This is a genomic window from Sphingopyxis granuli, assembly GCF_001559015.1.
In the GTDB taxonomy this organism is placed as follows: Bacteria; Pseudomonadota; Alphaproteobacteria; order Sphingomonadales; family Sphingomonadaceae; genus Sphingopyxis; species Sphingopyxis granuli.
This window is the reverse complement of record NZ_CP012199.1, coordinates 2,600,927-2,613,271: the sequence shown is the minus strand read 5'-3', so window position 1 is coordinate 2,613,271 and position 12,345 is coordinate 2,600,927. Positions and strand designations below refer to the sequence as shown.

Genomic DNA, 12,345 nt, shown 5'->3' with positions numbered 1-12,345 from the left:
GATCACCAGCGTTTTTCGAACTTGTTGCGAAGATAGATGGCCAGCGCGTTCATCGACAGCAGCACGATGAGCAGCACGATGATCGCGGCGGAGGTCTTTTCGACGAAACCGCGGTCGACCTCGTCCGACCAGAGGAAAATCTGCATCGGCAGCACGGTCGAGGGGGCGCAGATGCCGTTCGGCACGTCGCCGATGAAGGCGCGCATCCCGATCAGCAGCAGCGGCGCCGTCTCGCCCAGCGCGCGCGCCATGCCGATGATCGTGCCGGTCAGGATGCCGGGCAGCGCGAGCGGCAGCACGTGGTGGAACACCACCTGCACCGGGCTGGCGCCGACGCCGAGCGCCGCGTCGCGGATCGACGGCGGCACCGCCTTGATCGCGTTGCGCGCGGCGATGACGATGACCGGCATCGTCATCAGCGCCAGCGTGAGCCCGCCGACCAGCGCGCTCGCCTGGCAGAGGCCGAACCAGTTGATGAACACCGCGAGCGCGAGCAGGCCGAAGATGATCGACGGCACCGCGGCCAGATTGTTGATCGACACTTCGATCAGGTCGGTCCAGCGGTTCTTGGGCGCATATTCCTCGAGATAGAGCGCCGCGAGCACCCCGGTCGGAAAGGCGATCAGGAAGGCGATGACGATCGTCAGCACCGATCCCTTGAGCGCCCCCCAGATGCCCGCGACCGCCGGGTCGGTGGCATCGGCGTTGCGGAAGAAGGGCCAGTGGATTCCGGTCGACAGCCGTCCGTCGCGTTCCAGCGCATCGACCCGCGCGCCCAGTTCGCCCTTCGCGCCTTCCTTGGCGGCGATGTCGATGGCGCTCGATGCGGGCAGCTCGAACACCGTCCGGCGCTTGAGAAGATCGGGGTCGGCCTTGATCGCGCTGCGGACCTTTTTCCAGGCATTTTCGCTGATCAGCGCCGATCCGCCGTCGCCCAGCGCCTCGTCGGCGGCAAAGGCGACGATGTCGGACAGGCCGGCGCCCGCGATCGCCTGATCGGCGTCGGGGTCGGACAGGCGGGCGGGGTCGATCGTCAGCGGCGTCGTCCGGAAATCGACCGGCACTGCGACGTGCGTATAGGTGAAGCCGCGCGCGCCGTTGCCGACCATGACGATCAGCAGGAAGGCGAGGAAGGCGCCCGAAAGCAGCACCGCGCCCAGCCCGAGCGCCTTGAAGCGGCGCTCGGCGGCGTAACGCCTGGCGATGCGGGCCTGCATCGCCCGGCCTTTCCAGTCGGTGGGGGCGGTCTCGCTATTCATAGGCTTCGCGATACTTTTTGACGACGCGCAGCGCGACGATGTTGAGCAGCAAAGTGACGAGGAACAGCACGAGGCCGAGCGCGAAGGCGGCGAGCGTCTTGGCGCTGTCGAATTCCTGGTCGCCGGTGAGCAGCTTGACGATCTGCGCGGTCACGGTGGTGACGCTGGCGAAGGGGTTGGCGGTCAGGTTGGCGGACAGCCCGGCGGCCATCACCACGATCATCGTCTCGCCGATCGCGCGGCTGACGGCGAGCAGGATGCCGCCCATCACGCCGGGCAGCGCGGCGGGGATCAGCACCTGGCGGATCGTCTCGTTCGGCGTCGCGCCCAGCGCGAGGCTGCCGTCGCGCATCGCCTGCGGCACCGCGTTGATGCTGTCGTCGGCCATCGACGAGACGAAGGGGATGATCATCACCCCCATCACGATGCCCGCCGCGAGCGCGCTCTCGGTCGACGCGTTGGGGATGCCGAGCATCACCGCGAACTCGCGCAATGCCGGTGCGACGGTCAGCGCGGCGAAATAGCCATAGACGACGGTCGGCACCCCCGCGAGGATCTCGAGGCACGGCTTCACCCATTTGCGCACCGTCGGCGCGGCATATTGAGTCAGGTAGACGGCGGTCATCATGCCGATCGGGATCGCGACGATCATCGCGATGATCGCCCCGATCAACACCGTTCCCCAGAACAGCGGAATGCCGCCGAACGTGCCGGGCTGCGGCGCGCCGCTCTGCGGGTTCCAGTTGGTGCCGAACAGCAGCTCGGTCGCCGGAACGAGGCGGAAGAAGCGGATCGATTCGAACAATAGCGACAGCACGATGCCGAAGGTGGTGAGGATCGCGACGAGCGAAGCGAGCAGCAGCACCCCCATCACGATCCGCTCGACCCACGTCCGCGCGCGGAAATCGGGACGAATGCGCGTGAAGGCATAGAGGCCCCCCGCCAGCCCCAGCGCGAGCATCGCCGCGATGCCGATCCACGCATATTCGCGCGTCGCCTCGGCATAGGGCCGGACCAGCGGCGCGGCGGCGGGGAGGCGCACCGCGGCCTGCCTGCCCTGCGCGACGCCGCGCGCGTCGGACAGGATCGCCCCGCGCTCGAAACCGAAGGCGGGAAGGTCCTTCGCCGCTTCGCTGGTCAGCACCTCGTTGGTGATCAGCGCCGGCGATACGCTGGTCCACACGGCGAGGAAGATCGCGGCGGGCGCGAACAGCCACAGCGCGACGTACCAGCCGTGATATTGCGGGCGCGAATGCAGCTTCGTACCCGTGCGGCCCGCGAGCATCGCCGACCGCGCGCGGCCGGCCAGCCAGCCGATCAGCGCGAGGCCGAGGATCAGGAGCAGAAGGGCGGCGGGGTTGAAGGTCACGGAGTAATTTCGGCCTATCTTGTTCCGTTCGCATCGAGCGAAGTCGAGATGCCCCTCGGCCTTGCGCGTCTTCGATGGGTGTCTCGACTTCGCTCGACACGAACGGGGTCAGGGAAAATCGGTGGCGGGGGAGAAGCTTATTTCAGCACCGACCCGTCGAGCGGCGTCATCGCTTTCGCCGCCGCGTTGGCCGCGTCCGCCACCGCCTTCGGCGACACGATCAGCCCCTTGGGCGCCAGATAGCCGCCCTCGGCCGCGCCCTTCAGGACTTCGGCGACATATTCGGCCAGGCCGGGGATCACGCCGACGTGCGCCTTCTTGACGTAGACGAACAGCGGGCGCGATCCGGGATAGCTGCCGTCGGCGATCGTCGCATAGGTCGGCGACACGCCCTGCACCGGCACCGCCTTGATCTTGTCCTTGTTGGCGTCGAGGTAGGAAAAGCCGAAGATGCCTAGGCTGCTCGGGTTCTTGTCGAGCTTCGAGATGATCAGATTGTCGTTCTCGCCCTGCTCGACATAGAAGGGCGCGCCGCGCAGGCCGGTGCACACCGCTTCATGCTTGTCCTTGTCGCTGTCCTTCAGCGCCTTCATCGCGGGGTCGGCGTCGCAGCCCTTGCCCATGATCAGTTCCTTGAACGCGTCATAGGTGCCGCTGGTCGACGGCGGACCGAAGACCGAGATGCCGACCGCGGGGAGGGCGGGGTTGACGTCCTTCCACGTCTTCGCGGTGTTCGGCTTGCCATAGGGATTGGCGGCGAGCGCCTTGTAGACGTCTTCCTCGGTCAGCTTGAAACCGGGGCCGCGCGCCGCTTCGCCCAGCGCGATGCCGTCGATGCCGATCTGGATTTCGACGATGTCCTTGACGCCGTTCGCCGCGCAACTGTCGAATTCCTTCTTCTTGATCCGGCGCGAGGCGTTGGCGATATCGGGCGTGTCGCCGCCGACACCCTGGCAGAAGCGCTCGAAACCGCCGCCGGTGCCGGTCGAGTCGATCTTCGGCACCTTGTTGCCGGTCGCCTCGGCGAATTTCTCGCCCGCCGCGGTGGCAAAGGGATAGACGGTGGAGGAGCCGACCGCGCTGATATAATCGCGCGCGCCGCCGCCCGATGCCGCCTGATCCTGACAAGCGGACAGCGCCAGCGCGGCGGTCGCGACGCCGATGGCAAGGGCAAATGTCTTGGCCATGGAAAAATCCTGTCGGGAGTCGCTATCCAACCAAGCCGCCACCCCCGAGGGCGACTCGCTGAACCGCCAATGGGGGTTTTGTATGACGCGTATGTGACAGATGGCGTCACATAAGTGTCATGGACGCCGTGATGGTGACGATCCGAAGACCGCCATTGCGAACGTAACAGGAAAGGAACGAACAGTGATGATCCTCATCACCGGCCACGTCATCCTCACCCCCGAGCATCGCGAGCGCATGATCGCGCTCGGCGCCGAGCATAGCGCGCGGTCGCGGGGCGAGGCGGGGTGTCTGGCGCATCATTGCCATGTCGATGTCGAGAACCCCGACCGCCTCGTTTTCGTCGAGGAGTGGGAGAGCGCCGACGCGGTGCGGGCGCATTTTGCGGTGCCGGCGTCGGGGGCTTTCGTCGCCGAAATGCGCCGTCTCTCGCCCGAACCGCCCGTGATCCGCATCTACGCCGCCGAGGATATCACCGCGAAGCTGATGGGCTGAGATTTCCTCCCCTCCCGCTTGCGGGAGGGGCAGCGAGACTTGCGAGCTTGCTCGTTAGTCGCAGCGGGGTGGGCCACTGCAACGTCGCTGCCCACCCCCAACCCCTCCCGCAAGCGGGAAGGGAGTCATCTTCATTTCCCCAGCAGCGGCGCCAGATACTGTCCGGTGAAGCTGCGTTTCTCCTTCACCACCTGTTCGGGCGTGCCCGCGGCGACGATTTCGCCGCCCTTGACGCCGCCTTCGGGGCCGAGGTCGACGATCCAGTCGGCGGTCTTGATGACGTCGAGATTATGCTCGATCACAACGACGCTGTTGCCCTGATCGACCAGTGCCTGGAGCACCTCGAGCAGCTTGCGGACATCCTCGAAATGCAGGCCCGTCGTCGGCTCGTCGAGGATGTAGAGCGTCTGCCCGGTCGAGCGCCGCGACAATTCCTTCGCCAGCTTCACCCGCTGCGCCTCGCCGCCCGACAGCGTCGTCGCCTGCTGCCCGACCTTGATATAGCCGAGGCCGACGCGGACGAGCATCGCCATCTTGTCGCGGATCGCGGGCACCGCCTTGAAGAATTCCGCCGCGTCCTCGACCGTCATGTCGAGCACGTCGGCGATGCTCTTGCCCTTGAACTTCACCTCCAGCGTTTCGCGGTTGTAGCGTTTGCCGCCGCAGGTCTCGCACGTCACATAGACATCGGGCAGGAAGTGCATCTCGATCTTGATCAGCCCGTCGCCGGTGCAGGTCTCGCAGCGCCCGCCCTTGACGTTGAAGCTGAAGCGGCCGGGCTTGTAGCCGCGCGCCTGCGCCTCCGGCAGCCCCGCGAACCAGTCGCGGATCACGGTGAAGGCGCCGGTATAGGTCGCGGGGTTCGAGCGCGGGGTGCGGCCGATCGGCGACTGGTCGATGTCGATCACCTTGTCGCAATGTTCGAGCCCCGACAGGCTGTCGTGCGGTCCGGCGACCATACGGGCGCCGTTCAGGGTGCGCGCCGCGCTGGCGTAGAGCGTGTCGATGACGAGGCTCGACTTGCCGCTGCCCGACAGCCCGGTGACGCAGGTGAAGGTGCCGAGCGGAATCTTCGCGGTGACGTTCCGCAGATTGTTCGCGCGCGCGCCCTTCAGCACCAGGTCGAAGCCGTTGCCGGGGCGGCGATGCGACGGCACCTCGATCCTGCGCGCGCCGGTCAGATAGGCGGCGGTCAGGCTCTTCTCGTTCGCCAGCACCTGTTCCAGCGTGCCCTCGGCGACCACCTTGCCGCCATGAACGCCGGCGCCGGGCCCCATGTCGACGATATGGTCGGCGGTGCGGATCGCATCCTCGTCATGCTCAACGACGATCACCGTGTTGCCGAGGTTGCGCAGCCGCTTGAGCGTCGCGAGCAACCGGTCGTTGTCGCGCTGGTGGAGGCCGATCGACGGTTCGTCGAGGACGTAGAGGACGCCCGACAGCCCGCTGCCGATCTGGCTGGCGAGGCGGATGCGCTGGCTTTCGCCGCCCGACAGCGTGCCGCTGGTGCGGTTGAGGTTGAGATAGTCGAGCCCGACGTTGTTGAGGAAGCCGAGCCGCTCGTTGATTTCCTTGAGGATCGCCTTGGCGATCTGCTTCTGCTGCGCGTTCAATTTCGCTTCGAGCGTGCCGAACCAGTGGAGCGCGTCCGCAACCGACCGCCGCGCCGACTGGCTGATGTCCTCGCCCGCGATCTTCACCGCGAGCGGTTCGGGGCGCAGGCGCGCGCCGTGGCAGGTCTCGCACGGCTGCGCGGTCTGATATTTGCCGAGTTCCTCGCGCGTCCACGCGCTTTCGGTTTGGAGCATGCGGCGGTTGAGGTTTCCGATCACCCCCTCGAACGGCTTGTGCGTGGTATAGGTGCGCTTGCCGTCGCGGAAGGTCAGTTCGACCGGCTTGCCGCCGCTGCCGTAGAGGATGACGAGCTGCACCTCGCCGGGCAGGTCCTGCCACGGCGTTTCGAGGCCGAAACCATAGGCTTTGCCGAGGCTTTCGAGCACCTGCATATAATAAGGGGAGGGCGGGTTCGATTTCGCCCACGGCACCACCGCGCCCTTCTTGAGGCTGAGCGCGTGGTTGGGGACGACAAGGTCGGGATCGAATTCGAGCCGCTCGCCCAACCCGTCGCATGCGGGGCAGGCGCCCTGCGGCGCGTTGAAGCTGAACAGGCGCGGTTCGATCTCGGCGATGGTGAAGCCCGAGACCGGGCAGGCGAATTTCTCGGAAAAGATGATGCGGTTCGCGGGGATTCCCGCCCCCTTCAGGCTCCCCTCCCGCTTGCGGGAGGGGTTGGGGGTGGGCATGTCCCCCAGATGCCGGTTCAGAAGTCGGCCCACCCCCGACCCCTCCCGCAAGCGGAGGGGGGAAGACAGCGCCTCCGCCACCGTCGTGTCCGCCAGATCGACATAGGCCAGCCCCTCGGCCAGCTTCAGCGCCGTCTCGAAGCTGTCGGCGAGCCGTGTCTCGATGCCTTCGCGCACCGCGATACGGTCGACGACGACCTCGATGTCATGCTTGTATTTCTTGTCGAGCGCGGGGGCGTCCTCGATCGCGTGGAATTCGCCGTCGATGCGGACGCGGGTGAAGCCTTCCTTCTGCCACTGCGCCAGTTCCTTGCGATATTCGCCCTTGCGGCCCCGCACGACGGGGGCGAGCAGATAGGCGCGCGTGCCTTCGGGCAATTCCATCACGCGGTCGACCATCTGGCTGACCGTCTGCGCGCTGATCGGCTCGCCGGTCGCGGGCGAATAGGGGATGCCGACGCGCGCCCACAGCAGGCGCATATAATCGTATATTTCGGTGACCGTCGCGACGGTCGAGCGCGGGTTGCGGCTCGTCGTCTTCTGCTCGATGCTGATCGCCGGCGACAGTCCGTCGATATGCTCGACGTCGGGTTTCTGCATCATCTCGAGGAACTGGCGCGCATAGGCGGACAGGCTCTCGACATAGCGCCGCTGCCCCTCGGCATAGATGGTGTCGAAGGCGAGGCTGGACTTGCCCGACCCGGAAAGGCCGGTGATGACGATCAGGCTGTCGCGCGGCAGGTCGACGTCGACGCCCTTGAGATTATGCTCGCGCGCGCCGCGCACCGAAATGTGGGTGAGACTCATGGGAGGGGTGTGTTCCAGATTTGTTCTCGACGCGCAAGAGGCGAGCGTCGCCTCTTAAATAGGAAGCACGAAGGTGGCCCGCAATGCGACGATCGACGCGAACTTTCCACCAACCCGCCGAACCCTTCGACCAATGTTCGCCCGCTCGCTTGACCCCCTGCCGCCAAGGGCGAACAAGCATGGCATATCCGCCGTCCGACCGCGACGGCGTGCGAAACGGGGAGAAGAAGATGAAGTCGATCCACATGGGGGCGGCGATGCTGGCGATGGCCGCGATGCTGACGGGGATGCCGGCGCCGGCGCGCGATACGACGGCGTCTGCCGCAGCGGCAGATGCGGACGCGGCGTCGCTTCGGGCGCTGACCTTCGGGGCGTGGGGCGTCGACCTGTCGGCGCGCGATCCGTCGGTGAAGCCGGGCGACGATTTCGACCGATATGCCAACGGCGGCTGGTCCGCGCGCACCGAGATTCCGGCCGACCAGCCGTCGGCGGGGGTTGATTACGACGTCTATAACCTGACCCAGCGCCAGCTCCGCCAACTGGTGACGAGCGCACCGGCGACCAGCCAGCTCGGCGGCCTCTACCAGAGTTTCATGGACGAAGCGCGGGTTGAGGCGCTGGGCCGCAAGCCGCTGATGGTCGACATCGCCAGGGTGCGGGCGATCGGGGACAAGAGCGCGATGGCGCGCTTCATGGGGCAGTCGCAGGGTGCCTTCGGTTTCAGCGTCGTTTCCGGCGAGCCCTATGCCGACTCGGCCGATCCGACGACGAACGTGCTGTGGCTCGGCCAGAGCGGATTGGGGCTGCCCGACCGCGAATATTATCTGTCGGACGATTTCCAGGCGCAGCGCGATGCCTATCGCGCCTATATCGTGCGGACGATGACGATGATCGGCGATCCGGCGCCCGAAGGGGCGGCGGATGCGATCCTGGCGTTCGAAACCGGTATCGCCCGGGCGAGCTGGCCGATCGCCGACCGCCGCGACCTCGGCAAGATCAACAATCCGATGTCGTCCGACGAACTGGCCGCCTATGCGCCCGGGCTCGACTGGACGGCCTGGTTCGCGGGCGCCGGCATCGCGCCGCAGAAGCGCGTCATCGTCAACGAAAACACCGCCGTTCGCGACATCGCTGCTCTCTATGCGAAGACGCCGCTCGACACGATCAAGGCGTGGCAGCAGTTCCACGTCGCCGACAATGCGGCGAACTATCTGTCGAAGGACTGGGTCGACAGCCGGTTCGAATTCACCAAGGCGATGAGCGGTGTCGCGGAGTTGCGGCCGCGCTGGAAACGGGGCCTGCGGCTCGTCGACGGCAGCCTCGGCGAACTGGTCGGCGAAACCTATGCCCACGCCTATTTCCCGCCGAGCGCCAAGGCGGAAATGGAGAAGCTCGTCGCGAATCTGAAGCTGGCGATGGCCGACCGCATCCGCGCCAACGACTGGATGGCGCCCGCGACGAAGGAGGCGGCGCTCGCCAAGCTCGCACGGATGGACGTGATGGTCGGCTACCCCGACAAGTGGCGCGACTATTCGGGACTGAAGATCGATCCTGCCGACCTCTATGGCAACGTCGAACGCAGCGCCGCTTTCGAATATGCCTATCTGCTATCCGACCTCGGCAAGCCGGTCGATCGCAAGAAATGGGCGATGAACCCGCAGGAAGTGAACGCCTATAACGGCGGGCTGGAAAACAAGATCGTCTTTCCCGCCGGCATTCTTCAGGCGCCCTTCTTCAGCGAGTCCGTCGACGACGCGGTCAACTACGGCGCGATCGGGGCGGTGATCGGGCACGAGATCGTGCACGGCTTCGACGATCAGGGGCGCAAGATCGACGCCGAAGGCGCGGTGCGCGACTGGTGGACCGCCGAGGACGCCGCGCGCTTCGAGGCGCAGGCGAAAGGGTTCGGCGCGCAATATGCGACCTATGAGGCGGCACCGGGCGCCTTCATCAATCCCGAACTGACGATGGGAGAGAATATCGCCGACCTGGGCGGGCTGGAGATCGCCTATGACGCCTACCACCGCTCGTTGGGCGGCAAGGAGGCACCGGTGATCGACGGGCTGACCGGCGACCAGCGCTTCTTCCTCGCTTTCGCGCAGGCGTGGCGCAACAAGGCGCGCGACGATGCGATCAAGCAGCAGGTGGCTAGCGACGAACACAGCCCGTCACGCTGGCGCATCATCGGGCCGCTGCGCAACGTCGATGCCTGGTACAAGGCGTTCGATGTGCCGGCGGATGCGAAATATTATCTGAAGCCAGAGGCGCGGACACGGATCTGGTAGGTCGCGATCGGCGCGCCTCTGGCGGCCGTCCGCACCGGGAACCGTCTGGGAACGGCTTCGCGGCGAAGGCGTTTGCACGGCAGGCAATCGCCGTTGCCGTGAAGGAGAAACTTCGATGACCAGGATGCTATTGGCCGCCACCGCCGCGCTGGCGCTGTTCGGAGCCAGGCAGGCTACTGCCCAGACCGAACCCGACGCCGCCGACACGGCCGCTGCCGTCCAGACCAAGCCCGACGGCACGACACCGGAAGAGCGTGCGAATACCGCGCGGCTCAACGCGGAACAGGCGGCGCGGGCGAAAGCCGAGAATGTCACCTATGAGCAGGAGGTAGCCGCCGCCGCTGCGCAGGAACAGGCGGAGCAGGAGAAATACGCCGCCGAAACCGCGGCCTACGAGGCGGAGAAGGCCCGCGTCGCGGCGATGGGCGCCGAGGAACGGATGCAGTGGGAAGCCGATGTCGCGGCCTGCAAGGCCGGTGACACCACGCGTTGCGCGCATCCATTGCCCGAACCGCAGCGCTGACATGAGGCGCTGATACGGACGCCGTTGGTCGATCGTCGGGCGACTTTCGTCGGCCCGTCGACCGGCCACAGGATTCGATCGAAAGCGGGCCGAGAATCGCCGCATCGCGCGGCATGATGCGGATGTGGAACACGGAGGCGGTGGTCTACCCCGGTCCGGGCCTGCGTGTTCCGCTTCATATCGTTGGCTGTAGTCGGATCACCGCCCCTGCATGATCGCCTTGACGTCGTGCAGATAGGTGCGGCCGATGCGATGCAGCCCGCCTTCGCCCAGATCGACGCTCCACGCGCCGTCGCCATGATGCTTGAGCCCGACGATGCCGCCGCGGCGGACCATCTTCGATCGGTGGATGCGGATGAACTGATCGGGATTCATCCGTTCTTCGAGCGATTTGATCGTCTGGTGGATCAGCCAACTCCGGCTGCCGACATGCAGGCGCATATAATCGCGCTCGGCTTCGATCAGGTCGACCTGCCCGGCATCGATACGCAGCATCTCGCCGCGGTTCTGGACCCAGAATTCGTTGATCCATCGGCTTTTGATGTCGTGGCTGTGGTCGGTCTGGCGCCATTCGCGCACGCGCGCGATCGCGCGGGCCAACCGGTCGGGTGAAACCGGCTTGAGCAGATAATCGACTGCCGCGACATCGAAAGCGGCGACCGCATAACGATCGAAGGCGGTGACGAAGACCACTGCCGGCGGGTTGTCGAGCTTGTCGATCGCCGCCGCGACCTCGATGCCGTTGAGGTCCGGCATCGCGATGTCGCACAGCACGAGATCGGGCGCGAGCGCTTCGACCATACGCAGCGCAGAGGCGCCGTCGCCCGCGGTGCCGACGAGTGCGATGCCGTCCTGCTGTCCTGCGAGAATCTGCAGCCGCTCGATCGCGAGCGGCTCGTCGTCGACGATCAGGGTGCGCAGCGTCGGCGGCATCAGCATCCGTCCCGCGCCAGCGGCAGCCAGAGCGAGACGTAGAAGCCGCCCTTTCCGGACCGCCCCCACTCGCACCCCGCGACGGGTCCATAGCGCGTGATCAGCCGCTCGCGCACGTTGCCGAGGCCAAGGCCGATCCCCGGATCGGGCGCGGGCGCTGCGGGGTCGACGTCATTCTCGACCCGCAGGATCAGCAGGCCGTAGTCGCTCGACACGGTAACGCGGATGCCGATGCGGCCCTTGCTGGGCGCGACGCCATATTTGATCGCATTTTCGATGACGGGCTGCAGGATCAGGACCGGGACGCACGCATTGCCGAGCGCGTCGGGCACGTCGACCGCGACCTGCAGCCGGTCGGGGAAACGCGCCTGTTCGATGTCGAGATAGAGACGCTGGAGCGCGATCTCCTCGTCGAGGCTGACCAATTGTTCGGGGTCGACCTCGAGACTCGACCGCAGGAAGGAGGAGAGGTTCATGATCATCGCCTCCGCCTCGCTCTGCGAACCGCGCATGACCAGCGTCGACAAGGAATTGAGCGTGTTGAACAGGAAATGCGGGTTGACCTGATAGTGCAGCGCGCGAAGCTGCGCATTCTTCGCCTCGAGGCGATAGGCGTTGGCGCGCCGTTCGACCGCGCGCATCTCGTTCGCGTAGCCGAGCGCGACGTAGAGCGCGGCCCACACCGCGAAGAAGAAATACCAGCGGATCGAACTGTCGAGGATGAGCACCAGTTCCCAGGCGATCGGATATTTGTCGTGCAGATCCTCGATGATCTTGGCCGTCTCGTCCGACGGAAACCAATAGAAGAAGACGAGCATGTTGATGCTCGCATAAAGGGCGACGAGCGGCACCGCCGCTCCCATTGCGACGGCGAGCCGCGCGCCGAAGCTGCGCGGCTGGACACGCTGGAGAAGCTGATAGAGCAGGAAGGTGCAGAGGATTCCGGCGACCACCACGATACCGCGTTGGTTGATGAAGGACCATTGCCCCGGCGCGCCGGTCAGCGCCGAAAGCCCCGTCGTGATCAGGAAATAGAGCAGCCACATCGCGATGATCGACCCGATCGCGACGCGCGGGTTGACGCGTGCGTCGGACGCACGCCAGTCGGGCGCCGCCGCAAGCATGCGCGCGCGCTGCTCGCGCATCGGGTCGGGGTGGCGGTCGCGGTTCATGGCGCCGGTCT

9 protein-coding genes are annotated in these 12,345 nt (G+C 66.2%); 3 read left to right on the top strand and 6 right to left on the bottom strand.

Features of this window, described 5'->3' with window-relative positions; translation table 11 throughout:
* Positions 1-2: 2 nt before the first annotated feature.
* From pstA to SGRAN_RS12040, 3 genes are all read right to left on the bottom strand, one after another.
* On the bottom strand, positions 3-1,259 hold the full coding sequence (pstA, locus tag SGRAN_RS12050; RefSeq protein WP_067183951.1) for a phosphate ABC transporter permease PstA: 1,257 nt from the start codon (positions 1,257-1,259) through the stop codon (positions 3-5).
* Complete coding sequence (gene pstC, locus SGRAN_RS12045) at positions 1,252-2,628, bottom strand: phosphate ABC transporter permease subunit PstC (RefSeq protein WP_067183949.1); 1,377 nt, start codon at positions 2,626-2,628, stop codon at positions 1,252-1,254. The genes pstA and pstC overlap by 8 nt, the downstream gene beginning before the upstream one ends.
* A 137-nt stretch (positions 2,629-2,765) precedes the next feature.
* On the bottom strand, positions 2,766-3,815 hold the full coding sequence (locus SGRAN_RS12040) for a substrate-binding domain-containing protein (protein ID WP_067183946.1): 1,050 nt from the start codon (positions 3,813-3,815) through the stop codon (positions 2,766-2,768).
* A gap of 187 nt (positions 3,816-4,002) precedes the next feature.
* Between SGRAN_RS12040 and SGRAN_RS12035 the strand changes: the two genes are divergently transcribed.
* Entirely contained in the window at positions 4,003-4,311 is a 309-nt protein-coding gene (locus SGRAN_RS12035; protein WP_067110153.1) for a putative quinol monooxygenase, read from the top strand.
* A 131-nt stretch (positions 4,312-4,442) separates the two neighbouring features.
* On the opposite strand, the gene uvrA is transcribed toward SGRAN_RS12035, so the two are convergent.
* On the bottom strand, positions 4,443-7,421 hold the full coding sequence (uvrA, locus tag SGRAN_RS12030) for an excinuclease ABC subunit UvrA (RefSeq protein ID WP_067183945.1): 2,979 nt from the start codon (positions 7,419-7,421) through the stop codon (positions 4,443-4,445).
* A gap of 179 nt (positions 7,422-7,600) precedes the next feature.
* On the opposite strand from uvrA, the gene SGRAN_RS12025 reads away from it, so the two are divergent.
* Both SGRAN_RS12025 and SGRAN_RS12020 read left to right on the top strand, forming a co-directional pair.
* Positions 7,601-9,706: a M13 family metallopeptidase gene (locus SGRAN_RS12025; RefSeq protein WP_237233495.1), complete on the top strand. Its 2,106-nt coding sequence runs from the start codon at positions 7,601-7,603 to the stop codon at positions 9,704-9,706.
* Between the two features lie 115 nt (positions 9,707-9,821).
* Positions 9,822-10,229: a hypothetical protein gene (locus SGRAN_RS12020; RefSeq protein WP_067183942.1), complete on the top strand. Its 408-nt coding sequence runs from the start codon at positions 9,822-9,824 to the stop codon at positions 10,227-10,229.
* Positions 10,230-10,427: 198 nt separating this feature from the next.
* Here SGRAN_RS12020 and SGRAN_RS12015 read toward each other — a convergent pair whose 3' ends face one another.
* Both SGRAN_RS12015 and SGRAN_RS12010 read right to left on the bottom strand, forming a co-directional pair.
* Positions 10,428-11,162 carry a LytR/AlgR family response regulator transcription factor gene (locus tag SGRAN_RS12015; RefSeq protein WP_148650972.1) on the bottom strand — a complete coding sequence of 245 codons (735 nt, stop codon included), beginning with the start codon at positions 11,160-11,162 and terminating at the stop codon, positions 10,428-10,430.
* On the bottom strand, positions 11,162-12,334 hold the full coding sequence (locus SGRAN_RS12010) for a sensor histidine kinase (protein WP_067110166.1): 1,173 nt from the start codon (positions 12,332-12,334) through the stop codon (positions 11,162-11,164). Before SGRAN_RS12010 ends, SGRAN_RS12015 begins: the two co-directional genes overlap by 1 nt.
* Between the last annotated feature and the right edge of the window lie 11 nt (positions 12,335-12,345).